The 25,351-nt window shown below is 69.9% G+C and carries 25 protein-coding genes and 1 riboswitch; of the genes, 12 read left to right on the plus strand and 13 right to left on the minus strand.

The genetic code is table 11. From position 1 onward, the window contains the following. Positions 1–231: 231 nt before the first annotated feature. Positions 232–1,317: an epi-isozizaene synthase gene (gene cyc1 / locus C1703_RS26600; protein ID WP_114255214.1), complete on the plus strand. Its 1,086-nt coding sequence runs from the start codon at positions 232–234 to the stop codon at positions 1,315–1,317. Continuing rightward, a complete protein-coding gene (locus C1703_RS26605) occupies positions 1,314–2,684 on the plus strand; it encodes a cytochrome P450 (protein ID WP_114255215.1) in 1,371 nt (456 codons plus the stop codon). Before cyc1 ends, C1703_RS26605 begins: the two co-directional genes overlap by 4 nt. A 14-nt stretch (positions 2,685–2,698) precedes the next feature. Here the strand turns inward: C1703_RS26605 and C1703_RS26610 are convergent, their stop codons facing one another. Beyond that, positions 2,699–3,661, minus strand: a complete 963-nt coding sequence (locus C1703_RS26610; protein WP_114255216.1) for a helix-turn-helix domain-containing protein — start codon at positions 3,659–3,661, stop codon at positions 2,699–2,701. 93 nt (positions 3,662–3,754) lie between these two features. Between C1703_RS26610 and C1703_RS39370 the strand changes: the two genes are divergently transcribed. Next, the gene (locus C1703_RS39370) at positions 3,755–3,997 is read left to right on the plus strand and encodes a hypothetical protein (protein ID WP_198678278.1); all 243 of its coding nucleotides are present in this window, start codon (positions 3,755–3,757) and stop codon (positions 3,995–3,997) included. On the opposite strand, the gene C1703_RS26615 is transcribed toward C1703_RS39370, so the two are convergent. The 6 genes from C1703_RS26615 to C1703_RS26640 form a co-directional block, all read right to left on the minus strand. Further along, the gene (locus C1703_RS26615; RefSeq protein WP_114255217.1) at positions 3,910–4,920 is read right to left on the minus strand and encodes a ribonucleotide-diphosphate reductase subunit beta; all 1,011 of its coding nucleotides are present in this window, start codon (positions 4,918–4,920) and stop codon (positions 3,910–3,912) included. The two genes, C1703_RS39370 and C1703_RS26615, sit on opposite strands and share 88 nt — an antisense overlap. After that, on the minus strand, positions 4,920–7,295 hold the full coding sequence (locus tag C1703_RS26620; protein WP_114255218.1) for a ribonucleoside-diphosphate reductase subunit alpha: 2,376 nt from the start codon (positions 7,293–7,295) through the stop codon (positions 4,920–4,922). Before C1703_RS26620 ends, C1703_RS26615 begins: the two co-directional genes overlap by 1 nt. Positions 7,296–7,417: 122 nt before the next feature. Then, positions 7,418–7,577: riboswitch (cobalamin riboswitch) on the minus strand. A 23-nt stretch (positions 7,578–7,600) separates the two neighbouring features. After that, the gene (locus C1703_RS26625) at positions 7,601–8,107 is read right to left on the minus strand and encodes a GNAT family N-acetyltransferase (protein ID WP_114255219.1); all 507 of its coding nucleotides are present in this window, start codon (positions 8,105–8,107) and stop codon (positions 7,601–7,603) included. A 100-nt stretch (positions 8,108–8,207) separates the two neighbouring features. Beyond that, a complete protein-coding gene (locus tag C1703_RS26630; RefSeq protein ID WP_114255220.1) occupies positions 8,208–9,836 on the minus strand; it encodes a sodium:solute symporter family protein in 1,629 nt (542 codons plus the stop codon). Then, positions 9,833–10,087 (minus strand): DUF3311 domain-containing protein, encoded by a 255-nt coding sequence (locus tag C1703_RS26635; RefSeq protein ID WP_114255221.1) that lies wholly within the window; start codon positions 10,085–10,087, stop codon positions 9,833–9,835. The genes C1703_RS26630 and C1703_RS26635 overlap by 4 nt, the downstream gene beginning before the upstream one ends. Before the next feature lie 120 nt (positions 10,088–10,207). Beyond that, positions 10,208–10,972, minus strand: coding sequence for a GntR family transcriptional regulator (locus C1703_RS26640; RefSeq protein WP_114255222.1), 765 nt, complete (start codon positions 10,970–10,972; stop codon positions 10,208–10,210). A 289-nt stretch (positions 10,973–11,261) separates the two neighbouring features. On the opposite strand from C1703_RS26640, the gene C1703_RS26645 reads away from it, so the two are divergent. From C1703_RS26645 to C1703_RS26670, 6 genes are all read left to right on the plus strand, one after another. Next, positions 11,262–12,545 (plus strand): extracellular solute-binding protein, encoded by a 1,284-nt coding sequence (locus C1703_RS26645; RefSeq protein ID WP_114255223.1) that lies wholly within the window; start codon positions 11,262–11,264, stop codon positions 12,543–12,545. Between the two features lie 71 nt (positions 12,546–12,616). Then, complete coding sequence (locus tag C1703_RS26650) at positions 12,617–13,603, plus strand: sugar ABC transporter permease (RefSeq protein WP_114255224.1); 987 nt, start codon at positions 12,617–12,619, stop codon at positions 13,601–13,603. Then, entirely contained in the window at positions 13,600–14,439 is an 840-nt protein-coding gene (locus C1703_RS26655) for a carbohydrate ABC transporter permease (protein WP_114255225.1), read from the plus strand. The genes C1703_RS26650 and C1703_RS26655 overlap by 4 nt, the downstream gene beginning before the upstream one ends. Before the next feature lie 9 nt (positions 14,440–14,448). Further along, positions 14,449–15,987: a glycoside hydrolase family 3 protein gene (locus C1703_RS26660; protein WP_114255226.1), complete on the plus strand. Its 1,539-nt coding sequence runs from the start codon at positions 14,449–14,451 to the stop codon at positions 15,985–15,987. A gap of 58 nt (positions 15,988–16,045) precedes the next feature. Then, the gene (locus C1703_RS26665; protein ID WP_114255227.1) at positions 16,046–16,294 is read left to right on the plus strand and encodes a helix-turn-helix transcriptional regulator; all 249 of its coding nucleotides are present in this window, start codon (positions 16,046–16,048) and stop codon (positions 16,292–16,294) included. Then, positions 16,291–16,809, plus strand: a complete 519-nt coding sequence (locus C1703_RS26670) for a hypothetical protein (protein ID WP_114255228.1) — start codon at positions 16,291–16,293, stop codon at positions 16,807–16,809. Before C1703_RS26665 ends, C1703_RS26670 begins: the two co-directional genes overlap by 4 nt. A 9-nt stretch (positions 16,810–16,818) precedes the next feature. On the opposite strand, the gene nagB is transcribed toward C1703_RS26670, so the two are convergent. Then, positions 16,819–17,604, minus strand: a complete 786-nt coding sequence (gene nagB, locus C1703_RS26675; protein ID WP_114255229.1) for a glucosamine-6-phosphate deaminase — start codon at positions 17,602–17,604, stop codon at positions 16,819–16,821. 282 nt (positions 17,605–17,886) lie between these two features. Here nagB and C1703_RS26680 point away from each other — a divergent pair, with 282 nt between their 5' ends. Both C1703_RS26680 and C1703_RS26685 read left to right on the plus strand, forming a co-directional pair. Then, positions 17,887–18,957 (plus strand): SIS domain-containing protein, encoded by a 1,071-nt coding sequence (locus C1703_RS26680; RefSeq protein ID WP_114255230.1) that lies wholly within the window; start codon positions 17,887–17,889, stop codon positions 18,955–18,957. 469 nt (positions 18,958–19,426) lie between these two features. Further along, complete coding sequence (locus C1703_RS26685) at positions 19,427–20,893, plus strand: PAS domain-containing sensor histidine kinase (RefSeq protein WP_114255231.1); 1,467 nt, start codon at positions 19,427–19,429, stop codon at positions 20,891–20,893. 188 nt (positions 20,894–21,081) lie between these two features. Here the strand turns inward: C1703_RS26685 and C1703_RS26690 are convergent, their stop codons facing one another. Together C1703_RS26690 and C1703_RS26695 are read right to left on the minus strand one after the other, a co-directional pair. Next, entirely contained in the window at positions 21,082–21,339 is a 258-nt protein-coding gene (locus tag C1703_RS26690; protein WP_003992873.1) for a WhiB family transcriptional regulator, read from the minus strand. A gap of 319 nt (positions 21,340–21,658) precedes the next feature. After that, the gene (locus tag C1703_RS26695; protein WP_114255232.1) at positions 21,659–22,627 is read right to left on the minus strand and encodes a diacylglycerol kinase family protein; all 969 of its coding nucleotides are present in this window, start codon (positions 22,625–22,627) and stop codon (positions 21,659–21,661) included. A gap of 116 nt (positions 22,628–22,743) precedes the next feature. Here C1703_RS26695 and C1703_RS26700 point away from each other — a divergent pair, with 116 nt between their 5' ends. Further along, positions 22,744–23,193 carry a hypothetical protein gene (locus C1703_RS26700; protein WP_114255233.1) on the plus strand — a complete coding sequence of 150 codons (450 nt, stop codon included), beginning with the start codon at positions 22,744–22,746 and terminating at the stop codon, positions 23,191–23,193. A gap of 56 nt (positions 23,194–23,249) precedes the next feature. On the opposite strand, the gene C1703_RS26705 is transcribed toward C1703_RS26700, so the two are convergent. From C1703_RS26705 to C1703_RS26715, 3 genes are all read right to left on the minus strand, one after another. Further along, on the minus strand, positions 23,250–24,392 hold the full coding sequence (locus C1703_RS26705; protein WP_198678279.1) for an RNA polymerase sigma factor SigF: 1,143 nt from the start codon (positions 24,390–24,392) through the stop codon (positions 23,250–23,252). Positions 24,393–24,409: 17 nt separating this feature from the next. Next, complete coding sequence (locus tag C1703_RS26710; protein WP_003992877.1) at positions 24,410–24,823, minus strand: hypothetical protein; 414 nt, start codon at positions 24,821–24,823, stop codon at positions 24,410–24,412. Positions 24,824–25,084: 261 nt separating this feature from the next. Beyond that, on the minus strand, positions 25,085–25,345 hold the full coding sequence (locus tag C1703_RS26715) for a UBP-type zinc finger domain-containing protein (RefSeq protein ID WP_114255235.1): 261 nt from the start codon (positions 25,343–25,345) through the stop codon (positions 25,085–25,087). Positions 25,346–25,351 lie beyond the last annotated feature (6 nt).

The following is a 25,351-nucleotide window of genomic DNA, read 5'->3' on the forward strand; positions in this document are numbered from 1 at the left end:
TCTGTGCCGTTCGCCTGTCCGTCGCACGTTCGATCGCTTCTGCTCTCCTGGTGATCCCCCAGCAGTCACACAACGGGAGGATCCCGGCACTGTGGGGTAGTGAATGAAGCAAATGCGTTCCCAGAACGGTCAGTTGTAGTGCTGAATGGGATGAGCGGGGTATGCAACGGCGCACGCCCGGCACGAAGGGAGGGGCGCCCGCGCCAACTGGCGGCTGAGAGGGGTTAGTTCGTGCATGCTTTGTCACACGGCACCACATCGGCACCGACCACGATCGCAGTACCACCGTCGCTCTCCCTACCGGTGATCGAGGCGGCGTTTCCCCGGCAACTCCACCCGTATTGGCCGAAGTGCCAGGAGAAGACCCGGGCCTGGCTCCTGGAAAAACGGCTCATGCCCGCGGACAAGGTGGAGGAATATGCCGACGGCCTGTGCTACACCGACCTCATGGCGGGGTACTACATCGGTGCCTCCGACGAGGTGATGCAGGCGATCGCCGACTACAGCGCCTGGTTCTTCGTCTGGGACGACCGCCACGACCGGGACATCGTGCACGGCCGTCCGGTCGCCTGGCGGCGGCTGCGGGACCGGCTGCACACGGCCCTCGATTCTCCCGAGGAGCACCTGCACCACGAGGACCCACTGGTCGCGGGGTTCGCCGACAGCGTGCTGCGGCTGTACGCGTTCCTGCCGGAGACGTGGAACCTCCGCTTCGCCCGGCACTTCCACGCGGTGATCGACGCCTACGACCGCGAGTTCCACAACCGCACCCACGGCATCGTGCCGACGGTCGAGGAATACCTCAGTCTGCGCCGGCTCACTTTCGCGCACTGGATCTGGACGGATCTGCTGGAACCGACCGCCGGGTGCGAACTCCCGGAGGCGGTGCGGAAAAACCCGGCATACCGCCGGGCGGCACTGCTGAGTCAGGAATTCGCCGCCTGGTACAACGACCTCTGCTCGCTTCCCAAGGAATTAGCGGGCGACGAGGTGCACAATCTGGGAATCAGTCTCATCACCCATGAGGGACTGACCCTGGAACAGGCGGTCGCGGAAGTCAGGCGCCGCGTCGAGGAATGCATCAAGGAATTCCTCGACATCGAGCGGGAGGCCTTGCGGTTCGCCGACGACCTGGCCGACGGCACCGTGCGCGGAAAGGAACTGAGCGCCACCGTTCGGGCCTGCCTGAGCAATATGCGCAACTGGTTCAGTTCGGTCTACTGGTTCCACCACGAGTCCGGCCGGTACATGGTCGACAGCTGGGACGACCGGTCCACGCCCCCGTACGTCAACAACGAAGCGGCAGGTGAGAAATGACCGTCGAGTCTGTGAAGCCCGAGGCACCCCTGGTCCGGGAGCTGCGCGAGCCGCCCCGGGCGGGCGGCGGGGTCCCCGTCCTCGGTCACGGCTGGAAGCTGGTGCGCGACCCGCTGGCGTTCATGTCCCGGCTGCGCGACCACGGCGAGGTGGTCCGGCTGAAGCTCGGCCCGAAGACGGTCCACGCCGTCACCACCCCGGCGCTGACCGGCGCGCTGGCGCTGAGCAACGACTTCATCATCGCCGGGCCGCTGTGGGAGTCCCTGGAGGGCCTGCTCGGCAAGGAGGGCGTGGCCACGGCGAACGGCCCGCGCCACCGGCGCCAGCGGCGCACCATCCAGCCCGCCTTCCGGCTCGACGCCATCCCCGCCTACGGGCCGATCATGGAGGAGGAGGCGCACGCGCTGACCGAGCGCTGGAAACCCGGCGAGACCATCGACTGCACCTCCGAGTCCTTCCGGGTGGCCGTGCGCATCGCGGCCCGCTGCCTGCTGCGCGGCGACTACATGGACGAGCGGGCGGAGCGGCTGTGCGTCGCGCTCGCCACGGTCTTCCGCGGCATGTACCGGCGGATGGTGGTGCCCCTCGGACCGCTGTACAGGCTGCCTCTCCCGGCCAACCGTGAATTCAACCGGGCATTGGCCGATTTGCATCTCCTGGTCGACGAGATCGTCGCCGAGCGCCGCGCATCCGGTCAAAAGCCGGACGATTTGCTGACGGCATTGCTGGAGGCGAAGGACGAGAATGGAGATCCCATCGGGGAACAGGAGATCCACGATCAGGTCGTCGCGATCCTCACCCCCGGCAGCGAAACCGTGGCCTCCACGATCATGTGGCTGCTGCATATGCTCGCGGAACACCCTGAACACGCAGACCGGGTGCGCGACGAAGTGGAAGCAGTCACCGGTGGTCGGCCGGTGGCATTTGCAGACGTCCGAGGACTCCGGCACACCAACAATGTCGTCGTCGAGTCCATGCGTTTGAGCCCGGCCGTCTGGATTCTGACCCGCCGGGCGGTGCGGGACACGGAACTCGGCGGTTACCGCATTCCGGCCGGGGCGGACATCATCTACAGCCCGTACGCGATCCAGCGCGACCCGAAGTCGTACGACCGGCACCTGGAGTTCGACCCGGACCGCTGGCTTCCGGACCGGGTCAAGGACATCCCGAAGCACGCCATGAGCCCGTTCAGCACCGGCAACCGCAAGTGCCCGAGCGACCACTTCTCGATGGCCCAGCTGACGCTGATCACGGCGGCCCTGGCCACGAAGTACCGCTTCGAGCAGGTGCCGGGCTCGAACGACGGCACGCGCGTCGGCATCACGCTCCGGCCGCACCGGCTGCTGCTGCGGCCGGTGCCGAGGTGACCGACCGGTGATCGTCAGGCCGCTTCGGGGCCTCTGAAGGTCCGCCGGTAGGCGTTCGGTGTCGTGCCCACGGCCCGGACGAAGTGGTGGCGCAGCGCGGCCGCGTTGCCGAACCCCGTTCGACCGGCGATCGCGTCCATCGTCTCGTCCGTCGCCTCCAGCAGCCGCTGGGCCAGCAGCACGCGCTGGCGCAGGACCCAGCGGTAGGGAGTCGTCCCGGTCTCCTGCTGGAAGCGGCGGGCGAAGGTGCGCGGGGACATGTGGGCCCGGGCGGCCAGCTGCTCGACGGTGACCTCCTCGTCGAGGTGCCGCTCCAGCCAGGCCAGCAGCTCGCCGATCGTGTCGGCCTCGGGGAGCGGCAGCGGACGCTCGATGTACTGGGCCTGGCCGCCGTCGCGGTGCGGGGGCACCACCATCCGCCGGGCGATCTTGTTGGCGACCTCGGAGCCCTGCTCCTTGCGCACCAGGTGCAGGCAGGCGTCGATGCCGGCGGCCGTGCCGGCGGAGGTGATCACCGGGTCCTCGTCGACGTAGAGCACGTCCGGCTCGACGACCGCGCGCGGGTACTGCCGGGCGAGGTCCTCCGCGTGCTTCCAGTGCACGGCGCAGCGCCGCCCGTCCAGCAGCCCGGCCGCGGCCAGCACGTAGGCGCCGGAGCAGACGCTGAGCACCCGGGCCCCGCGGTCCACTCCGCGCCGCAGGGCGGCCAGCAGGTCCGGCGGGAAGTCCCTGGTCGCATAGCTGTGCCCGGCCGGCACGGCGATCAGATCGGCCGTCTCCAGCCGCTCCAGGCCGTGCTCGACCCGCAGGGAGAAGCCCGAGGTCATGCGCAGGGCCGGGCCCTCGGCCGAGGCGACGGCGAAGTCGTACACCGGCAGGCCGTCGTCGCTGCGGTCGGTGCCGAAGACCTCGCACACCACGCCGAGTTCGAAGGGGTTCACGCCGTGGAGCAGGACGGCGGCCACGTTCTGGAGCATGCCTCCAGTGTGCACCGCCCGTGGCAGTAATTCGAGGGTCTACGGCAGTACTGCCACTGACGGTAAGGACCATTCGGCGCGACAGTGGTGTCCATGGACACGAACCAGACACAGACACTCATCGCCATGGTCTTCGTACTCGGGACGCTGGTCCTCCTGGTCCTCCCGTCCGTGCTCGGCATCGTGCGCGACCGGCGCATCGACCGGCAGATCCGGGAGGCCCAGGAGGCCCGGCAGAGCGAACCGGCTCAGAAGTCCTCGTCCAGGTCGACGGTGCCCTCCACCGCCACCTGGTACGCGGAGGGCCGCCGCTCGAAGAAGTTGGTCAGCTCCTGAACCCCCTGGAGCTCCATGAAGGAGAAGGGGTTCTCCGAGCCGTACACCGGAGCGAAGCCGAGGCGGGTGAGCCGCTGGTCGGCGACGCACTCCAGGTACTGCCGCATCGACTCGGTGTTCATGCCCGGGAGGCCGTCACCGCACAGGTCGCGCGCGAACTGCAGCTCGGCCTCGACGGCCTCGCGGAGCATGTCCGTCACCTCCTGCCGGAGCCGGTCGTCGAACAGCTCCGGCTCCTCCTTGCGGACGGTGTCGACCACGTCGAACGCGAACGACATGTGCATGGTCTCGTCGCGGAACACCCAGTTGGTGCCGGTGGCCAGGCCGTGCAGCAGGCCCCGGCTGCGGAACCAGTACACGTAGGCGAAGGCGCCGTAGAAGAACAGGCCCTCGATGCACGCGGCGAAGCAGATGAGGTTGAGCAGGAAGCGGCGGCGGTCGGCCTGGGACTCCAGCCGGTCGAGCTGCTCGACCGAGTCCATCCACCTGAAGCAGAACTCCGCCTTCTCCCGGATGGACGGGATGTTCTCCACCGCCGCGAAGGCCGCCGCCCGGTCCTCCGGGTCGGGGAGGTAGGTGTCGAGCAGCGTCAGATAGAACTGGACGTGCACGGCCTCCTCGAAGAGCTGGCGGCTCAGGTACAGCCGCGCCTCGGGGGAGTTGATGTGCTTGTACAGCGTCAGCACCAGGTTGTTCGCGACGATCGAGTCGCCGGTGGCGAAGAACGCGACCAGCCGGCCGATCAGGTGCTGCTCGGCGGGGGAGAGCTTGGCGAGGTCGGCGACGTCCGAGTGGAGGTCGACCTCCTCCACGGTCCAGGTGTTCTTGATGGCGTCCCGGTAGCGCTCGTAGAAGTCCGGGTAGCGCATGGGGCGGAGCGTCAGCTCGAAGCCGGGGTCGAGGAGATTCTGGTTGCTGGGCATTACTGGCAGGCCTCGCAGGACTCGGGGTTTTCCAGGGAGCAGGCGACCGCGTCGGGGTCCGGGGTGGCCTGCACGGGGACAGCGGCCTGGGCGGCGCGGGCGATGCGGGTCGCCGGGCGCGAGCGCAGGTAGTACGTCGTCTTCAGCCCGGACTTCCAGGCGTAGGCGTACATCGAGGAGAGCTTGCCGATGGTCGGCGTCTCCAGGAAGAGGTTCAGGGACTGGGACTGGTCCAGGAACGGGGTCCTGGCCGCCGCCATGTCGATCAGGCCGCGCTGCGGGATCTCCCAGGCCGTGCGGTAGAGCGCGCGGACGTCCTCGGGGATCCAGGCGAAGCCCTGCACCGAGCCGTTGGCCTCGCGCAGGGCCTCCCGGGTGCGGGCGTCCCACACGCCGAGCCGCTTCAGCTCGTCCACCAGGTAGGAGTTGACCTGGAGGAACTCGCCGGACAGCGTCTCCCGCTTGAACAGGTTGGACACCTGCGGCTCGATGCACTCGTACACGCCCGCGATCGACGCGATCGTCGCCGTGGGGGCGATGGCGAGGAGCAGGGAGTTGCGCATGCCGGTCGTCGCGATCCGCTCGCGCAGGGCCGCCCAGCGCTCCGGCCAGGTCAGCTCCACGCCGTAGTGGTCGGGGTGCAGCACGCCCCGGGCCGTACGGGTCTTCTCCCAGGCCGGGAGCGGGCCGTTGCGCTCGGCGAGGTCCGCTGAGGCCTCGTACGCGGCGAGCATGATCCGCTCGGCGATGCGGGTGGACAGGGCCTTCGCCTCGGGCGAGTCGAAGGGCAGGCGCAGCTGGAAGAAGACGTCCTGCAGGCCCATGGCGCCGAGGCCGACCGGGCGCCAGCGGGCGTTGGAGCGGCCCGCCTGCTCGGTCGGGTAGAAGTTGATGTCGACGACCCGGTCGAGGAACGTCACGGCCGTGCGGACGGTCTCGTCCAGGCGCTCCCAGTCGATGTCCCCGCCGCTCACGAACGCGCCGAGGTTGACCGAGCCCAGGTTGCAGACCGCCGTCTCGCCGTCGCTGGTGACCTCCAGGATCTCCGTGCAGAGGTTGGAGGAGTGGACGACGTGGCCCGGCTCGGCCGTCTGGTTGGCGGTGCGGTTGGCGGCGTCCTTGAAGGTCATCCAGCCGTTGCCGGTCTGCGCGAGGGTGCGCATCATCCGGCCGTACAGCTCGCGCGCGGGCAGCGTCTTCCTCGCGAGGCCCTTCGCCTCGGCGGCCCGGTAGGCGGTGTCGAACTCCTCGCCCCACAGGTCGACCAGCTCGGGCACGTCCGCGGGGGAGAACAGCGACCACTGGGCGTCGGCGTTCACGCGGCGCATGAACTCGTCCGGCACCCAGTGCGCCAGGTTCAGGTTGTGCGTGCGCCGGGCGTCCTCGCCGGTGTTGTCGCGCAGCTCCAGGAACTCCTCGATGTCGGAGTGCCAGGTCTCCAGGTACACGGCGGCGGCGCCCTTGCGGCGGCCGCCCTGGTTCACGGCGGCGACCGAGGCGTCCAGGGTCTTCAGGAACGGGACGATGCCGTTGGAGTGCCCGTTCGTGCCGCGGATCAGCGAACCCCGGGCGCGGATGCGGGAGTAGGCGATGCCGATGCCGCCGGCGTGCTTCGACAGGCGGGCGACCTGGTGGTAGCGGTCGTAGATGGAGTCCAGCTCGTCCTTGGGGGAGTCGAGGAGGTAGCAGGACGACATCTGGGGGTGCCGGGTGCCGGAGTTGAAGAGCGTGGGGGAGGAGGGGAGGTAGTCGAGGCGGCTCATGAGCCCGTAGAGCGCGGCGACTTCGTCCACGGCCCGTGCGGTGTCGTCCTCGGCGAGGCCGCTCGCCACGCGCAGCAGGAAGTGCTGGGGCGTCTCGATCACCTTGCGGGTGATCGGGTGCCGGAGCAGGTAGCGGCTGTGCAGCGTGCGCAGGCCGAAGTAGCCGAAGCGGTCGTCGGCGGCCGTGTCGATCAGCGCGTCGAGGCGGGCCGCGTGCAGCCGGACGAACTCGGCCGTGCGGTCGGCGACGAGGCCCTCGCGGTGGCCGACCGCGACGGACTCGGTGAAGGACGTGACGCCCTGCGAAGCGGCCTCCTCGCGGATGCCGATGGTCAGCAGCCGGGCGGCCAGCCGGGAGTAGGCGGGGTCCTCGGAGATGAGGCCGGCGGCCGCCTCCGTCGCCAGCTCGCGCAACTCCGTCTCGTCCGCCTGCGCGGACCGGCCGCGCAGCGCGGCGGCGGCGACCCGGCCGGGGTCGGCGTCGGGGAGGTCGGCGGTCAGCTCGGTCAGGGTCCGCAGCAGCGCGGCACCGGGAGCGTCGTGCGCTTCCCCGGCGGCTTCTTCGGCGGTCTCTTCGGCGGCTGAGACCGGATCGGCTGGCGCGATGGTCACGTGGGGCTCTCCCTCGCTCGGCAGGGGGGCCTCGCCGAGGGCAGGGGGCAGCACACGAGCGCACGCGGCGTCGCGTCCACCGGCCCATTCCGCGAGGCCCGGACGTCAGGCACACCGGCCGGGTGGCCGGGCGCGCTGTCGGCAGGTCCTCGGACTGACGCCCATGCACCTATATACGGGCATGGGTACACCGTTGCGGGACAGTTCCGGATTCGCACCGGATTCCCCTGCGGCGACAGCGAGCATGAGCATACATCTTGTGCCGGGTGAGGATCACGCCCCTATATGTTGTGTCGTGGATGACTTCAGAGCGTCAACTCGTAAGTGAGCAGCGTGATGTCGTCCAGGTGCGGGAGCGGGTTCCAGTCCCGCTCCGGCGTGCGGACGAAGCCCAGACGTTCGTAGATGCGGTGGGCGGAGTGCATGGTCCGCTGGGTCGACAGCACGATCCGGACGCAGCCCTCCGTGGCCCGTGCCCGGTCGATGCAGGAGCGGACCAGGGCCTCGCCGGCGCCCTGCCCGCGGGCCCGATGGGAAACGGCGAGCATGCGGATCTCGGCCTCGCCGGGGCGGGCTATGTCGGCCATGGGGCCGCCGGACGGCACGAAGGTGACGCCGCCGAGCAGTTCGCCGCCCCGGAGCGCGACCAGGACCTCGGCGGCGGCTGCCCGTTTGGCGACGTCCCTCAGCTCGTGGAGGTACGCGTCGCTCTCACCGAAGTCGAGGAGGCCGTCCTGGAGGTAGGCGTGGGCGGTGATGTCGCCGAGCGCTTCGTACTCGGTGGGTTCGGCGGGGCGGATGAGAAGGTCCATGGCGGAAGTGTGTACGACGACGGGCCGCCGTGGTTCTTGATCACGGCGGCCCGGTCCGGGGTTGTGTGTGGTTGTTCGCGCAGTTCCCCGCGCCCCTGAGTCAGTGCGCGGAACCGGCGGTGGCGGGCGGGAGTTCCACCTGCACCCCGGGGTCGCCCGCGTCGGCCGTGTAGTCCTCCGGCTTGGTCTCGTCGACGCCGTCGGGGGCCTTCAGGGCCTTGAGGACGAAGGTCAGGACCACCGTCACCACCACGTTCAGGACGAACGCCGTGAGGCCGATGTAGCCGATCTCGCCGATGCCGGGGATCTCCTTGGAGGAGCCGCCGAAGTGCTTCTGGGTCGGCGAGGCGACGCCGTACGCGGCGACCGTGCCGTAGATCATGCCGACCGCCCAGCCCGCGAGCAGCGCCCAGCGGTGGAACCAGCGCGTGAACAGGCCGCCGACCAGGGCCGGGAAGGTCTGCAGGATCCAGATGCCGCCCAGCAGCTGGAAGTTGATGGCGACCGTCTTGTCCATGGTGAGGACGAAGGCCAGCGCGCCCACCTTCACCAGCAGGGACACCAGCTTGGAGACCTTGGTCTCCTGCGCGGGCGTCGCGTCCGGCTTGATGAAGTCCTTGTAGATGTTGCGCGTGAAGAGGTTCGCGGCCGCGATGGACATGATGGCCGCCGGCACCAGCGCGCCGATGCCGATCGCCGCGAACGCGACGCCCGCGAACCAGTCCGGGAACATCGTCTCGAACAGCTGCGGGATCGCCAGCTGCCCGTTCTGCACCTTGACCCCGGCCGCGATCGCCATGAAGCCGAGCAGCGCGAGCAGGCCCAGCATCAGCGAGTACAGCGGCAGGATCGTGGTGTTGCGGCGGATCACCTCGCGGCTCTTCGAGGACAGCGTCGCCGTGATGGAGTGCGGGTACATGAACAGGGCCAGGGCGGAGCCCAACGCCAGTGTGGCGTAGGTCCACTGGCCCGCCTCCGGCGGCACCAGCGCACCGCGCGGCGCGCCCGTCGCCGGGTTGGTCTGGCCGTACGCCTCGCTCGCCTTGGCGAAGATGTCGTCGAAGCCGCCCAGCTTGATCGGGATGTAGATGATCGCCACCGCGATGACGATGTAGATCAGCGTGTCCTTCACGAACGCGATGAGCGCGGGTGCCCGCAGACCCGACGAGTACGTGTAGGCCGCCAGCACGCCGAACGCGATCAGCAGCGGCAGGTCCTTGATGAACCAGTTGGTGTTCTCGCCGCCGCCGACGCCCATCACGTCCAGCACGGCCTGGATGCCGACCAGTTGGAGCGCGATGTACGGCATGGTCGCGAGGATGCCGGTCAGCGCCACCGCCAGGGAGAGGCCCTTGGAGCCGAAGCGGCCGCGCACGAAGTCGGAGGTCGTCACGTAGCCGTGCTTGTGGGAGACCGACCACAGACGCGGCAGGAACGTGAAGATCAGTGGGTACACCAGGATCGTGTAGGGCACCGCGAAGAAGCCGGCCGCGCCCGCCGCGTAGATCGCCGCGGGGACGGCGACGAAGGTGTAGGCCGTGTACAGGTCGCCGCCGAGCAGGAACCAGGTGATCCAGGTGCCGAACGAGCGGCCGCCCAGGCCCCACTCGTCCAGGCTGTGCTCGTTCTCGGCCTTGCGCCAGCGCGCGGCCAGGAAGCCCATGACCGTGACGAGCAGGAAGAAGAAGATGAAGACGGCGAGCGCGACGCCGTTCACGCCGTCCTTCATCGCGTACCTCCCCGACGGGCGCGCTGGTCACGCTGCCACAGCTTGTAGGCGATCATCGTCAGCGCGGTGGAGATCAGCACCCACGCCATCTGGTACCAGTAGAAGAACGGGATGCCGATGAAGGCCGGGTCGGTCTTGGCGTACGAGCCGACCCACAGCATGGCCACGAAGGGCGCTATGAGACAGAGGGCGATGACGACGCGCATCGGCGTCACCACCGGCCCTCTGCTGGCTTCTGGGGCTTGCGACATCAGGCGGCTCCGTCCCCTCAAGTGATCACCTGTGTAATGCGCAGGCAATCTAGGTCAGGGTGTGCCGACAGCGGAACCCCTCGTCCGTAATGCGGTATCCAAAAACGCGCCGTCGGTCCGTTACTCCTGGGGCCGCTTCAGGCGGGCCACGAACTTGTACCGGTCGCCCCGGTAGACCGACCGCACCCACTCCACCGGCCCGCCCTCCCGGTCCAGCGAGTGCCGGGACAGCATCAGCATCGGCAGGCCCACGTCGGTGCCGAGCAGGCCGGCCTCGCGCGGAGTGGCCAGGGACGTCTCGATGGTCTCCTCGGCCTCGGCGAGATGGACGTCGTAGACCTCGGCGAGCGCCGTGTAGAGGGACGTGTACTTCACCAGGGAGCGGCGCAGGGCGGGGAAGCGCTTCGCGCTGAGGTGGGTGGTCTCGATGGCCATCGGCTCGCCGTTGGCCATGCGCAGCCGCTCGATGCGCAGCACGCGTCCGCCCGGCGTGATGTCGAGCAGGCCGGCGAGGCGGTCGTCGGCGGTGATGTAGCCGATGTCCAGCAGCTGCGAGGTGGGTTCGAGGCCCTGGGCGCGCATGTCCTCGGTGTACGAGGTCAGTTGCAGCGCCTGGGAGACCTTGGGCTTGGCGACGAACGTGCCCTTGCCCTGGATGCGCTCCAGCCGGCCCTCGACGACCAGTTCCTGCAGCGCCTGGCGCACGGTCGTGCGCGAGGTGTCGAACTCCGCCGCGAGCGTGCGCTCGGGCGGGACCGGCGTGCCGGGCGTCTGGGTCTCCGTCATGTCGAGCAGGTGCTTCTTCAGGCGGTAGTACTTGGGCACGCGTGCGGTACGGACGGGTGCCCCGCTCTCGTTCTCCGCACTGCTGACGTCGGTGCTCATGCTCCGCCTTCCCGGCTCGGTCCGCCGACACGATCCCACCTGTATACCGTCGGCGCCTCTTTTGGTCTAGTCCACCCGTTGCTGTGGTCTACCCGCAGTATGCCGTGCCCGACCGGGTTTTCGCTGGGTTCTTACTTAAAGGTTCCTGCATATGTAGGTCGCATAACGGCTGGTCAGAGCCGTCTCGAGGCCCTTGACAGGCTTTCTGGTCTGATCCAAGCTCCCCGTACTGGTCTACACCATTGGTCCAGGCCCGGCGGGTTGGGTGGGCATCCCTGAGGAGGGTGGCGTGAAGCGCAAGCTGACAGCCGCGATCGGTATCGCGGGCATGATGGTCTCCATCGCGGCGTGCGGGGGCGAGGGCGGCGGAGGTTCGGACAAGGGCGGCGCGGACGCCAAGGAGCTGACCGTCTGGCTCACCGTCGACGCGCAGAACAACTGGCCGGAGCTGGTGAAGGCCGCCGACGCAGCGGTGCAGAAGAAGCACCCCGGCCTGAAGATCAACCACGAGTACTACGGCTGGCCCGACAAGAACGCCAAGCTCGACGCCGTCCTCGCCACGGACAAGGCCCCCGACGTGGTCGAGATGGGCAACACCGAGATGCTCGGCTACATGGTCAAGGGCGCCTTCGCCCCACTGGACCCGGCGAAGTTCGACAACTCCTCCGCCTGGCTGGACGGCCTCAAGGCCTCGGTGACCTACGAGGACAAGACCTACGGCGTCCCGTACTACGCCGGCGGCCGCGTCGCCAACTGGCGCAAGGACCTCGCGGCCTCGGTCGGCGTGAAGACGCCCCCGAAGACGTACAAGGAACTGACCGCCGCCCTGGACAAGATCCAGCAGAAGCAGGGCGGCAAGTTCAGCGCCTGGTACCAGCCCACCCGCGACTGGTACGCGGCCATGTCCTTCGTCTACGACGCCGGCGGCGCCATCGCCACCGAGTCGGGCGGCCAGTGGAAGGCCTCGCTCTCCTCGCCCGAGTCCCTCAAGGGCCTCAAGGAGTTCAAGAACGTCGTCGACACGTACATGCACGGCGACAAGACCAAGGACGAGTCCGACCGGTACATCGTCTACGGCCAGGGCAAGTCCGCCATGATCTTCGCCGCCGCCTGGGAGGGCGCGACCGCCGAGGACCCGAAGAACGACAAGACCGGCAAGCTCAAGGGCAACCTCGAGAACTTCGTGATGCCCGGCCCGTCCGGCAAGAACATGCCCGTCTTCCTGGGCGGCTCCGACCTCGCCGTGCCGGTGAAGTCCGACGCGCAGGCCCTGGCCGCCGAGTGGATCAACGCGTTCACCGGCTCGTCCGGGCAGAAGGGCCTGATGGCCAAGGGCAACCTGCCCAACAACAAGACCGACCTCGCGACCCTGAAGAACGACCCGAAGACGGCCGTTCCCGCCACCGCGGCCGAGTCCAACTGGTTCGTCCCGATGGCCCCCGGCTGGGGCCAGGTCGAGAAGGCGCAGATCCTGCAGACCATGCTGCAGAGCATCGGCACCGGCAAGAAGTCCGTCGAGGCCGCCGCCGAGGAGGCGGACGCCGCGATCGACAAGGTCATCAACACCAAGTGACCTACGGGCGGGGCCCCACCCGGTGGGGCCCCGCCGTCGTCAAGACCTGAGGGACCGCCGAGGAGCGCGCGATGAGTGCCGCAGACACCCACATTCCCGCCAAGGTGCCGCCACCGCGGCAGGCACCGCCACCTCCCGCCGATGAGCTGCCACGGGTGAGCCGGCCGTCGGGCGGGGCCGCGGTCCCCTGGCTGCTGCTCGCGCCCTGCCTGCTGATCCTGGCCCTGGTCATGGGCTATCCGCTGGCCCGCCTGGTCACCCTGTCCTTCCAGAAGTTCGGGCAGTCCCAGCTGTGGGGCTTCCAGCCGGCCGAGTCGGTCGGCTTCGACAACTTCGCCAAGGTGCTCGGCGACGGCGAGTTCTGGGCCGTCGTGCTGCGCACCGTGATCTTCGCGGGCGGCGCGGTCGTTTTCACCATGGTGATCGGCATGGCGCTCGCGCTGCTGCTCCAGCGCGTCTCGGGCTGGCTGAAGATACTGATCAACATCGTGCTGGTGGCCAGCTGGGGCATGCCGGTGATCGTGGCGACCACGGTCTTCAAGTGGCTCTTCGACTCGGACTACGGCGTCTTCAACGCCCTGCTCAGCAAGCTGCCCGGCGTCGACATGATCGGCCACAACTGGTTCGCCAGCGGGCCCGAGGGCCTCGCCGTGATCATGCTGCTGGTCGTCTGGGGCGCCGTGCCGTTCGTGGTCATCACGCTCAGCGCGGGCCTCACCCAGGTCCCGAAGGAACTGGAGGAGGCGGCCCGGCTCGACGGCGCCGGCTCCTGGGGCGTCTTCCGCTACGTCACCCTGCCCGTCCTCAAGCCGATCATCGTGATGCTCACGACCCTGTCGGTCATCTGGGACATGGGCGTCTTCCCGCAGGTGTTCGTCATGCGCAACGGCCACCCCGAGCCGGAGTTCCAGGTCCTCAACACCTACTCCTACGACCGTGCCTTCGTCGTCAACGACTACGCCCAGGGCTCGGCCATCGCGCTGATCACCGTCCTGCTGCTGCTCGGCGTGGTCGCCGTCTACATGCGGCAGATGCTGAAGATCGGAGAGGTCGAATGAGCGGCACCCTGACCGGCCGCCGGGCGCCGAAGCTCTGGTGGAACCTCCTCGGCCTCCTCGTCTTCGTCACCGCGGGCTTCCCGCTCTACTGGATGCTCAACACCGCGTTCAAGCCCGCCGAGGACGCCATCGACCCCGACCCGAGCCTGCTGCCGACCGGCCTCACCCTCACCAACTTCGGCCGGGCACTGGACATCGCCGACTTCTGGGGGCCCGTGGGGCGCAGCCTGGTGGTGTCGCTGGCGGTGGTCGTCATCGGCATGGCCGTCGGGCTGCTGGCCGCGCTCGCCATCTCCCGGTTCGCCTTCCGCGGCCGCAAGATCGTGATCGTCGGGATCCTGGCCGTCCAGATGGTCCCCCTGGTCGCCATGATCATCCCGGTGTTCCTGCTCCTCAACGACCTCGGCCAGTACGACCGGCTCACCGGCCTGATCATCACGTACCTGACCTTCATCCTGCCGTTCACGGTCTGGACGCTCAGGGGCTTCATCGTCAACATCCCGAAGGAACTGGAGGAGGCGGCCATGGTCGACGGCTGCTCCCGCACCGGCGCCTTCCTGCGGGTCGTCTTCCCGCTCCTGGCCCCCGGCATGGTCGCCACCTCGGTCTACGGCTTCATCCAGGCCTGGAACGAGTACCTGTACGCCCTCATGCTCCTCAGCCAGAAGAACCAGACCGCGACCGTCTGGCTCGGCAACTTCACCACCAAGCACGGCACCGAATACGCCCCGATGATGGCCGGAGCCACGATGATGGCCGTGCCGATCGTCGCCCTGTTCCTCCTCGTCCAGCGCAAGATGGCCGCGGGCCTGACCGCGGGCGCCGTGAAGGGATGACCCCACCCGATGACGACACTCGCCAGCGGCACCGACACACTCACCCGCGACGCCCTCACCGTCCTCCAGCCCGGCTTCACCGGCACCACCGCCCCCGACTGGCTGCTGCGCCGCCTCGGTGAGGGACTCGCCTCCGTCGGTCTCTTCGGCCGCAACATCACCTCACCTGCCCAACTCGCCGCACTGACCGCCCAGCTGCGGGCCGAGCGCGACGACGTCCTCGTCGCGATCGACGAGGAGGGCGGCGACGTGACCCGCCTGGAGGTGCGGTCCGGCTCCTCGTTCCCGGGCAACCACGCCCTCGGCGCGGTCGACGACGTGGAGCTGACCCACCAGGTCGCCCACGAACTGGGCCGGCGTCTCGCGGCCTGCGGCGTGAACCTCGACTGGGCCCCCTCCGCCGACGTGAACTCCAACCCCGCCAACCCGGTCATCGGCGTCCGCTCCTTCGGCGCCGACACCGGCCTGGCCGCCCGGCACACCGCCGCCTACGTCACGGGCCTGCAGTCCGCCGGAGTCGCCGCCTGCACCAAGCACTTCCCGGGCCACGGCGACACGGCCGTCGACTCCCACCACGCCCTGCCGCGCATCGACGTCCCTGCGGACGTGCTCGCCGAGCGCGAACTCGTCCCGTTCCGCGCGGCCATCGCCGCCGGCACCCGGGCCGTGATGAGCGCCCACATCCTGGTCCCGGCCCTGGACCCCGACCGCCCCGCCACGCTTTCCCGCCGTATCCTCACCGGGCTGCTGCGCGGCGAACTCGGCTACGACGGCCTCATCGTCACCGACGGCATGGAGATGCGCGCCATCGCCGGCACCTACGGCATCGAACGCGGCAGCGTCCTCGCCATCGCCGCGGGCGCCGACGCGATCTGCGTCGGCGGCGGCCTGGCCGACGACGCGATCGTGCTGCGCCTGCGGGACGCCCTCGTCGCGGCGGTCCGCGCGGGCGAACTCCCCGAGGAACGCCTCGCCGACGCGGCCGAGCGCGTCCGGGCCCTGGCCGGCTGGGCCGGCTCGGCGGGCCGCTCACCTGGGGGCACACCCGGCGGCGAGATCGGCCTGGAGGCCGCCCGCCGCGCCCTCACGGTGACCCCCGCACCGGGACTCGGCGGCCCGGGGGCCTTCACCGCCCTCACCGAACCGCCCTACGTCGCGGCCCTCACCCCCGTCGCCAACATCGCGGTCGGCGACGAGACCCCGTGGGGCGTCGCCGCGGAACTCGTCCACCTCCTGCCGGGCACGGTGACGGGGAGCTTCTCCGCCGGGGACGGCACGGAGAGCGAGGCCGGGCGGAGCGCCGGCCGGGCGGCCCTGCAGGCGGCCGGTGCCCGCCGCGTCGTGGCCGTCGTCCGGGACGAACACCGCCACCCCTGGATGGCCTCCGCCCTCGACACCCTGCTGGCCACTCGCCCCGACACGATCGTCGTCGAGATGGGCGTCCCGCAGGCCGCTCCGCGCGGCGCCCTGCACATCGCCACCCACGGCGCGGCCCGCGTCTGCGGCCGGGCGGCGGCCGAGGTGATCGCCGGAATCACGGGGTTGTAAGTCCCAGCCGAGTCCCATGGGGTTGTAAGGCTGCATCCGAATGTAGTACTTCTTATACATGAGCGAGCAGGTGCACAACAGATTGGCCGTGGTGCGCGCCGAACGGAAGGTGTCGCGCCAGAGCCTGGCCGAGGCAGTGGGAGCCCACTACCAGACCATCGGCTACATCGAGCGGGGGCAGTACAACCCGAGCCTCGACCTGGCGCTGAGGATCGCGAAGTTCTTCGGACTGCCGGTCGAGGCCCTGTTCTCCCTCGAACCGTTCCGGCCGCTCACTGACGAGGTCTACGGGAGGAACCAGCCATGACGACGACACGCCTGACCCGCTACGACCGGACCATGCTGCGGCTGATGAACGACCGCCGCGGCGCGGCCTGGTACGCCACGGCGGCCCGCCGCCGGCTGGCCGTCGCAGCGCACGTCACGCTCACGGTGGCCATCGGCGGCCTGATGACCCACCTCTTCCTCGCCGAGGGCGAACCGCTGTGGGCCATCGCCGTGATGGCGGTGCTGCTGCTTCCCTGGATGGTCGCGACCGGCGTGATCAACAGCGCCACCCGGGGCCTGCTGGAGCTGCGCGCCCACGTCCTGGACGAGCGGCAGTCGGCCGAACGCAGCCGCGTCCTGGCCCGGGCCCACCGCGTGACGACCCTGCTGCTGGCCGCGGCGGCGGTCACCCTGCTGATCACGGGCGGCGTCGCCGGCGACGCCCCGAGGGCCTACGCGGCGCCCCTGCTCATCGCCGTCCTCGTCACCCACTGGGTGATGCCCCTGTGGGTGGCCGGCTGGCTGGCCGAGGACGACCCGGCCGACGACGTCTGACGTACCGGGTCAGATCCCCTGCCAGTCCGGCTTGTTGGCGTACGTGTGCCGGAAGTAGTCCGCGAGCTTCAGCTTCGACGCGGCGGCCTCGTCGGCGACGACGGTCGCGTGCGGGTGGAGCTGGAGCGCGGACGCGGGGCACACCGCGGCGACCGGTCCTTCCACCGTCGCCGCGACCGCGTCCGCCTTGCCCTCGCCGGTGGCGAGCAGCACCAGGTGCCGGGCCTCCAGGATGGTGCCGATGCCCTGCGTGATCACGTGGTGCGGCACCTGGTCGATGTCGCCGTCGAAGAAGCGCGCGTTGTCGATCCGGGTCTGCTCGGTCAGCGTCTTGATCCGCGTCCGCGACGCCAGCGACGAGCACGGCTCGTTGAACCCTATGTGCCCGTCGGTCCCGATCCCGAGCAGTTGCAGATCCACACCGCCGGCGTCCGCGAGCGCCTTGTCGTACGCCTCGCACGCCCCCGGCACATCCGCGGCCGTGCCGTCCGGGCCCGTGAACCGGTCCATCCCGATGCCGAGCGGCTCCAGCACCTCGCGCCGCAGCACCGAGCGGTAGGACTCCGGATGGTCGGCGGGCAGCCCCACGTACTCGTCGAGCTGGGCGATCCGCGCCCGCCCGACGTCGACGGCACCGGAGCGCACCTTCGCCGCCAGCGCCTCGTACACGGGCAGCGGCGTGGAACCGGTGGCCACGCCGAGCAGGGCGTCGGGCTTGCGCCGGAGCAGCTGGGCCATGGCGTCGGCGACGAGCTCGCCGCCCGCCTTGGCGTCCGGAACGATGACAACTTCCACGCTGGGCCTGCCGATCTGAGAGGAGTGCTCGACTGGGACGGGACCCGGGGAGGGGCCGTGTGGTTTAGACCAATCTAACAGAGCGGGGGCCGCCCTCCCAGGGTGCCGGCCGCCCCTCCCGGGCAGACGGCGACGCCGTGCCGACCAGGTCTCCGGAAGGTGAACAGCACCGCCCGGACCTGGGCGTTCCACGGCCCGGGGGAGTGAAATGGAACCCGCACGACCCCCACGACCCGCACGACCCCCACGGCCCGCACGACCCGCGCCCGGAAGGACCCCGCCATGACCGCCGCCACCCCGGACCCCCTCAGCGACCTCCCCGGCCGGATCATGGCCGGCGAGATGGCGGAGCAGCCCGCCGTCCTGCGCCGGATCCTGGCCGACGGCGCCCCGGCGATCCGGGACGTGGCCCGGCGGATCGCCGCCCGCGCGCCCCGCTTCGTCCTGCTGACGGCCCGCGGCACCTCCGACAACGCCGCCCTGTACGCCAAGTACCTCCTGGAGATCCGGCTCGGCCTGCCCTGCGGACTCACCTCGATGTCCACCACCACGGCCTACGGCGCCCGGCCCGACCTCACCGACGTCCTCGTCATCACCGTCAGCCAGTCCGGCGGCTCCCCGGACCTGGTCGCCTCGACCCGGGCCGCCCGCGAGGCCGGCGCGATCACGCTGGCCGTCACCAACAACCCGGACTCACCGCTCGCGGACGTCTCCGAGTACCACCTCGACATCATGGCCGGACCCGAGAAGGCCCTCCCCGCGACCAAGACCTACACCGCCTCCCTCCTCGCGCTGTACCTGTTCGTGGAGGGCCTGCATGGCGGCGACGGAGCAGCCGCGCACGTCCTGCCGGACCTCGCCGCCGGCCTGCTCGCCCGGCAGGACGAGGTGCGCGCGCTCGCCGCCCGGTACCGCTTCGCCGAGCGCATGGTGATCACCTCACGCGGCTACGGCTACCCCACGGCCAAGGAAGCCGCCCTGAAGCTGATGGAGACCAGCTACATCCCGGCCCTGTCCTACTCCGGCGCCGACCTGCTGCACGGTCCCCTCGCCATGGTCGACAACGTCTCCCCGGTCATCGCCGTGGTCACCGACGGCAAGGGCGGCGCAGCGCTCCAGCCCGTGCTGGACCGGCTGCGCGGTCGCGGCGCCGACCTCGTCGTCATCGGCCCCAGGGACCAGGTCGAACAGGCGTCGGCCGGTTTCGTGCTGCCGACGCGGGACGTGGCCGAGGAGGTCCAGCCGGTCCTTGAGATCATCCCCCTCCAGCTCCTGGCCTACGAGGTGACCATCGCCCGCGGCCAGGACCCGGACGCCCCCCGCGCCCTGGCGAAGGTGACCAGGACCCACTGAAACCCGCGCGCCGGCGGCGATCGCGGAAATTGCCCTCCCCATCCGGCCCCGCACAGGAACCCACACGGGTTAGGCTGCGTGCTGGACGCTCGTGCGTCCGACGCGTCGCGGAAATAACAACAACGAACAGCCTCCAACGCATGGACACCCCGAGTGGTCTAGTCCACAATGCGTGATGAGAGCGCGTGTGCAGCGCGCACCAGCCTCCGCCTTCCCCGCACAGGAAGGCGGATCGAGGAACCGAGGCTCTCTGCCCTGACTGCCCCGGCTCCTCATCCTTCGGCCGACCGGGACCGCACACCCCACGGCCGATACTGCTCCGGGCTGCGGTGCCGGGAGGGTTGAGGGTCCCTCTCAGGCGCCGCGGCCCGCGGGTGTTCCGGCGGCCGACCGTTCCTGGGCGGTACCGTCCCGGTCCGGGTATTTCAGAGCCGTACAAACGCCCGGGTACGCTCGCCACGTGCCCTCCATGAACGAACTCGTACGCCAGCACACCGCCCTCGACGACACCGACCTCGAGTGGCTGCACCTGCTGGTCTCGGAGTGGCAGCTGCTCTCCGACCTCTCCTTCGCCGACCTGGTCCTGTGGGTCCCCACCAGCGACGGCACCCGGTACGTCTCGGTCGCCCAGATGCGGCCCAACACCGGCCCGACCTCGTACCAGGACGACATGGTGGGCCATCTCGTCCCGCGCGGCCGCCGCCCGATGCTGGACGCCGCCCTCGACGAGGGCCGCATCGTGCGCGAGGGCGACCCCGAGTGGCGGGAGGAGGTCCCCGTCCGGGTCGAGTCGATCCCCGTACGCCGTGAGGGGCGCGTCCTCGGGGTCATCGCGCGCAACACCAACCTCCTCACCGTGCGCACCCCGAGCCGCCTGGAACTCACCTATCTGCAGAGCGCCTCCGACCTCGCGCAGATGATCGCGGCCGGTGCCTTCCCGTTCGCGAACCAGCAGCTCGACATGGACGCCTCGCCCCGCGTCGGCGACGGCCTCATCCGGCTCGACGCCGACGGCATCGTCCAGTACGCCTCCCCGAACGCCCTGTCCGCCTACCACCGCCTCGGCCTCGCCTCCGACCTCGTCGGCCAGCACCTGGGCCGGACCACCGCCGAACTCGCCCCGACCCGGGGCCCGGTGGACGAGGCGCTGGCCAAGGTCGCCAGCGGCTGGGCGCCACGCGAGTTCGAGATCGAGGCCAGCGAAGGGGTCATCCAGTTCCGGGCGATCCCGCTGAAGCCCAAGGGCACCCGCATCGGTTCGCTGGTGCTGCTGCGGGACGTCACCGAACTGCGCCGCCGCGAGCGCGAGTTGATCACCAAGGACGCGACGATCCGGGAGATCCACCACCGGGTCAAGAACAACCTCCAGACGGTGGCGGCCCTGCTCCGCCTCCAGGCCCGGCGCATCGAGTCCGACCGCGGCCGGGAGGCCCTGGAAGAGGCGGTGCGACGCGTCGGATCGATTGCGATCGTGCATGAGACGCTCTCCCAGAACCTGGACGAGCGCGTGGAGTTCGACGACATCGCCGACCGCGTCCTGGCGATGGTCGCGGAGATCTCCCCGGGCAAGGTCACGGGCCGGCGCACCGGCCGCTTCGGCATCCTCGACGCCGAGGTCGCCACCCCGCTGTCGATGGTGCTGACCGAGGTGCTGCAGAACGCGCTGGAGCACGGCTTCCGCGAGGGCGACACCGGCACGGTCGAGGTGTCGGCGGTCCGCGGCGGCACCACGAAGGAGGCCCGGCTGCTGGTCACCGTCCAGGACGACGGCGTCGGCCTGCCGGAAGGCTTCGATCCGCACACCGCCGGCAACCTCGGCCTGCAGATCGTACGGACCCTGGTGGAGGGCGAGTTGGGCGGCACCTTCGACATGGTCCCGGCTCCGGAGCGCGGCACCCGCGTGATCCTCGACATCCCGGTGCGGTCGCAGAAGTAGCAGCTCCCGGCCCGTCAGGCGAGGGCCCGCACACAGCATTGAGCCCCGGGCCACTGGGTGGCCCGGGGCTTAAAGCTCGCTGCTGCTGTGTAAGCGCATCGGGGGAACTGCGCGCTGCGGCTCGGGGGCGGGAGATGCGCACTCGCTGTGCGCGCCGCCAAGCTCAGGCTGTCAGCAGGGGTGGGTTGTCAGGCGGAGGCCTGACGGGCCCGGTTGCGGGCGGCGCGGCGCTTCATGGCACGGCGCTCGTCCTCGCTGAGACCACCCCAGACGCCGGAGTCCTGGCCGGACTCGAGCGCCCACTGCAGACACTGCTCGATCACCGGGCAGCGACGGCAGACGGCCTTGGCTTCCTCGATCTGCAGCAGCGCAGGACCGGTGTTGCCGATGGGGAAGAAGAGCTCGGGGTCTTCCTCGCGGCAAACGGCGTTGTGACGCCAGTCCATGGCTGCTACCTCTCCTTGGTATTACGTGCAGGTGCTTGTGAATGTGAACGCTTTCACGAATCCCTCAACAAGTGAAGGGCCGACCGCCAGGTTCCCTGGCGTGGGTCCTGTGAGTTGAAGAGGGGTTCTGGTGATCAGTGGAGGCCGGTGTTGCGGGCCGTCCCGATCGCCACGTAGAGACTCGCAAACCTCAGCGGCGGATACAACCCCTTCTGGAAAGTTTTTTTTGATTCTTCGGTGTCGACTAGGTCACAGCCGTACTTCCATGGGGTGGATCCTGGCCTAAACGTTCGAGTGAAAGGACTTTAGCCAGTTCTGCTCACACAATCACACGCAGTGCACGGCGTACGCCTGTGAACGTCACGCTCGTTCGCAGGCCCAGGTGGTCACCGTCCATCTGGAGGGGGAGCGGCACCTTCGAATGCAAGGTGAACTCGGTCAAGTCGTGCAGAGACGTGGCGTGCTTGCCATGGGGTCCGCGCTCGGGGGACGAAGTGAGCAACTGGGTGCCATACCGGGCAACCGCCGCGGTGGACAGGCGGCTGAGACCGAAGAGATCGAGCCCGGTATCGAACGAGGCCTTAGGCGCCGCGTAGATCGGGCGATTCCCCAGAAACGTCCACGGGGAGGTGTTCGAGACTATGGACAGCACCAGATCGGTGACCGGATCCTCCCCGGCCCGCTCCAGCGTGATCGTCCCGTGCCGGCGGTGGGGTTCGCCGAGAAGCTGGCGCACGACCTGACGTACGTAAAGAGCGTGTGTGGATTTCCGGCCGCGTTCGCGGTGCTGCTCCACCCGGCCCACCACGCCGGCGTCGAAGCCGAGGCCCGCGTTGAAGGTGAACCAGCGGGCCGGCACCGCCTCGTCCTCCGTGCCCGGCGTACCGGAGGCCAGGCCGAGGCCGACGGTGCGTTCGCTGCCGTCGCGCAGGGCGTCCAGCAGGGCGCCGGTGGCCTCCACGGCGTCGTTCGGCAGGCCCAGGGCGCGGGCGAAGACGTTGGTGGAGCCGCCCGGCACCACGGCGAAGCCGGGGAGGCGCCTCGGGGCGGGGCCCGCGTGCAGCAGGCCGTTGACCACCTCGTTGACCGTGCCGTCGCCGCCGAGGGCCACCACCAGGTCGATGTCGTCGCTGTCCGCCGCCTGCCGGCCCAGGTCGCGCGCGTGGCCGCGGTACTCGGTGGTGACCGCCTCCAGCTTCATCTCACTGGCGAGCGCGTGGATCAGTACGTCGCGTGTGCGCGCACTTGTGGTGGTTGCCGCCGGATTGACCACGAGGAGTGCACGCATGACTGGCAGCGTACCTACTGGGGGGTACCGAGCCCAGACCGAGGTAGGGATCCGGTAAGAGACCTGGGGTGAACCTCCCCACGGGGGGCGCGTACGGCGAGGGCTACCCTTCAGGGGTGAGCAGTGAGCAGACCCCCACCACCCCGGAGAACACCGGTCCCCGCCCGCGCCGTCTGACGTACGCCGCGCTGCTGGCCGCGCTGGAGGGGCTCGCGCTGGTCGTCGGCGGGGTCTGGATCCTCGTCCTCGGCCTCACGGGTCACCCCGACGACCGGCAGCAGGCCGTGACCGGGGGGATCACGCTGGTCGTGCTCGCGCTGCTGCCGCTGCTCGCCGCGCGCGGGCTGCTCGGCCTCCGCAGCTGGAGCCGCGGCCCGGCCGTCATCACGCAGCTCATGGCGTTGCCGGTCGCCTACAACCTGCTGCAGGCCGACAGCATGGCCATCCCGGGCGGGATCGCCCTCGCGGTCGTGGCCGTCGCCTCGCTCGTGCTGCTGGTGAATCCGGAGACGACCCGGGCCCTCGGGATCCGCGGGCCCGGCAACCCCGGCGCTACGGAGAAGTAGCCGTCACTGCTCAGCTGTCACTTCTGAGCTGTCACTCTCAGCTTCACCCCTCGCTGTCACTCCTCGACGAGGAGCTTCTCCCGGAGCTGCGCCAGTGTGCGCGCCAGCAGCCGGGAGACGTGCATCTGCGAGATGCCGACCTCCTGCGCGATCTGCGACTGGGTCATGTTCCCGAAGAACCGCAGCAGCAGGATCCGCTTCTCGCGCGGCGGGAGGTCCTCCAGCAGCGGCTTGAGGGACTCCCGGTACTCCACGCCCTCCAGCGCCTCGTCCTCGGCGCCGAGGGTGTCGGCGACCGCCGGGGACTCGTCGTCGGTGTCGGGGACGTCCAGGGACAGCGTGGAGTACGCGTTGGCGGACTCCAGGCCCTCCAGGACCTCCTCCTCCGAGATCGCCAGCTTCTCGGCGAGTTCGTGGACCGTGGGGGAGCGGCCGTGCAACTGCGAGAGCTCGGCCGTCGCCGTGGTCAGCGACAGGCGCAGCTCCTGCAGCCGGCGCGGGACGCGCACCGCCCAGCCCTTGTCGCGGAAGTGGCGCTTGATCTCGCCGACGACCGTCGGGGTCGCGTACGTGGAGAACTCCACCCCGCGGTCCGGGTCGAAGCGGTCGACCGACTTGATCAGCCCGATCGTGGCGACCTGCGTCAGGTCGTCCAGCGGCTCGCCGCGGTTGCGGAAGCGGCGCGCCAGGTGCTCCACGAGCGGCAGGTGCATGCGGACCAGCTGGTTGCGCAGCTCCGCGTACTCGGGACTGCCGTTGCTCAGGGTGCGCAGCTTGAGGAACATCTCGCGCGCCCCGCTGCGGTCCGGCGAGCCGTGCTGCGCGCCCTGTGTGTGGTGCGCGCGCGGCGTCTCGTCCTCGGAGTGTCGCTCGTGCTCGCTCATCGTCCCGCCCGTCGCCCTTCCCCGAGCCCTCGCCTCCTCCGCCACTCTCGACTTCTCGCGAGTGGGAGGACCCCCCTGGACGGGGGATGCGGTGATCCCCCCGCCCGGAGGCGCGCTCCGCACGGCACTGTCCCGCTCCTGCCGCCCGCCGCCCGGGAGGACGGCTCCCGTGGAGTCGTCCTCCGGATGCGGGCGGGCCTGTTCGGGGATGCCGTCGATGCCGTCCGCCATGGGCCGGGCCCCGCTCGGGGTGCCCGCGCCCGTGCCTGTGCCCTCGGCCGGCAGCTCTCGTGTGCTGCGCTCTTCGTCCCGCACCGGCCCGTCCTCGTTCCTCACGCCGGCCCGGGTCCCGCGCCGCGCTGTTTGTAGAGGCTGATCGAAACGGTTTTGTCCTTGTCCACGGCAGAGGAGACCTTGCCCGCCAGGGCGGACAGGACGGTCCAGGCGAACGTGTCCCGCGAGGGGGCGTGACCATCCGTGGTCGGTGCCGAGACGGTGACCTCGAGTGAGTCGTCGACGAGGCGGAAGACACAGCTGAGCACCGAGCCGGGCACGGCCTGCTGCAGCAGGATCGCGCAGGCCTCGTCCACCGCGATGCGCAGGTCCTCGATCTCGTCGAGGGTGAAGTCCAAACGGGCCGCGAGACCGGCCGTGGCCGTACGCAGCACCGACAGGTAGGCACCCGCGGCCGGCAGCCGGACTTCCACGAAGTCCTGGGTCGCGGGCTCGCCTGCGATCTGGGACACCCTCACCTCCATGGTGGTACAAGCGTTCTAGGACCGAGGGTCGCCCCCCGGGGGTAACGCGATACGTGGTTCAGCGGTGACGCTATCGCGCTCTCGACGGTCCTGTCCCCGGGACCCCAACCCCTTGCCGTCACTCACAGTAAACCTGTGGACACGCTCCGTGTCTAGGGGTTGGGCGGGCCCAAATGGGAAGAGCGCGCGCCGGGTTGACGTACCCAGACGTCAGACGGTCGAACCGTCCGCCGCCGGGGTCCTGTCGCCTCACACCAGGACATGGTCGACGAAGCACCACCGCCAGGTCTCCCCGGGCTCGTGGGTCCGCATCACGGGGTGACCGGACCGCTGGTGGTGCCCCGTCGCGTGCCGTCCCGGCGAGGAGTCGCAGCAGCCGACGTGACCGCAGCTGAGACACAGCCGTAGTTGCACCGGATCCATGCCCTCCGCCAGACACTCCGGACACGTCTCGCTGAGCGGGACGGGCTCGGGGTGCGGCAGCGCTTCGGCATGCGTGCACTGTTTCATGATTGC

It is taken from the genome of Streptomyces sp. Go-475 (genome assembly GCF_003330845.1).
Classification (GTDB): Bacteria; Actinomycetota; Actinomycetes; order Streptomycetales; family Streptomycetaceae; genus Streptomyces.

Coding starts and splice junctions, on each gene's coding strand:
- C1703_RS26605 (WP_114255215.1), top strand. CDS start 1,314: ATGACCGTCGAGTCTGTGAAGCCCGAGGCACCCCTGGTCCGGGAGCTG.
- C1703_RS26655 (WP_114255225.1), top strand. CDS start 13,600: ATGAGCGGCACCCTGACCGGCCGCCGGGCGCCGAAGCTCTGGTGGAAC.
- C1703_RS26625 (WP_114255219.1), bottom strand. CDS start 8,107: ATGGACCTTCTCATCCGCCCCGCCGAACCCACCGAGTACGAAGCGCTC.
- C1703_RS39370 (WP_198678278.1), top strand. CDS start 3,755: ATGGACACGAACCAGACACAGACACTCATCGCCATGGTCTTCGTACTC.
- C1703_RS26615 (WP_114255217.1), bottom strand. CDS start 4,920: ATGCCCAGCAACCAGAATCTCCTCGACCCCGGCTTCGAGCTGACGCTC.
- C1703_RS26665 (WP_114255227.1), top strand. CDS start 16,046: ATGAGCGAGCAGGTGCACAACAGATTGGCCGTGGTGCGCGCCGAACGG.
- C1703_RS26630 (WP_114255220.1), bottom strand. CDS start 9,836: ATGAAGGACGGCGTGAACGGCGTCGCGCTCGCCGTCTTCATCTTCTTC.
- C1703_RS26695 (WP_114255232.1), bottom strand. CDS start 22,627: ATGCGTGCACTCCTCGTGGTCAATCCGGCGGCAACCACCACAAGTGCG.
- C1703_RS26680 (WP_114255230.1), top strand. CDS start 17,887: ATGACCGCCGCCACCCCGGACCCCCTCAGCGACCTCCCCGGCCGGATC.
- C1703_RS26650 (WP_114255224.1), top strand. CDS start 12,617: ATGAGTGCCGCAGACACCCACATTCCCGCCAAGGTGCCGCCACCGCGG.
- C1703_RS26635 (WP_114255221.1), bottom strand. CDS start 10,087: ATGTCGCAAGCCCCAGAAGCCAGCAGAGGGCCGGTGGTGACGCCGATG.
- C1703_RS26670 (WP_114255228.1), top strand. CDS start 16,291: ATGACGACGACACGCCTGACCCGCTACGACCGGACCATGCTGCGGCTG.
- C1703_RS26640 (WP_114255222.1), bottom strand. CDS start 10,972: ATGAGCACCGACGTCAGCAGTGCGGAGAACGAGAGCGGGGCACCCGTC.
- C1703_RS26715 (WP_114255235.1), bottom strand. CDS start 25,345: ATGAAACAGTGCACGCATGCCGAAGCGCTGCCGCACCCCGAGCCCGTC.
- C1703_RS26685 (WP_114255231.1), top strand. CDS start 19,427: ATGAACGAACTCGTACGCCAGCACACCGCCCTCGACGACACCGACCTC.
- C1703_RS26660 (WP_114255226.1), top strand. CDS start 14,449: ATGACGACACTCGCCAGCGGCACCGACACACTCACCCGCGACGCCCTC.
- C1703_RS26690 (WP_003992873.1), bottom strand. CDS start 21,339: ATGGACTGGCGTCACAACGCCGTTTGCCGCGAGGAAGACCCCGAGCTC.
- C1703_RS26610 (WP_114255216.1), bottom strand. CDS start 3,661: ATGCTCCAGAACGTGGCCGCCGTCCTGCTCCACGGCGTGAACCCCTTC.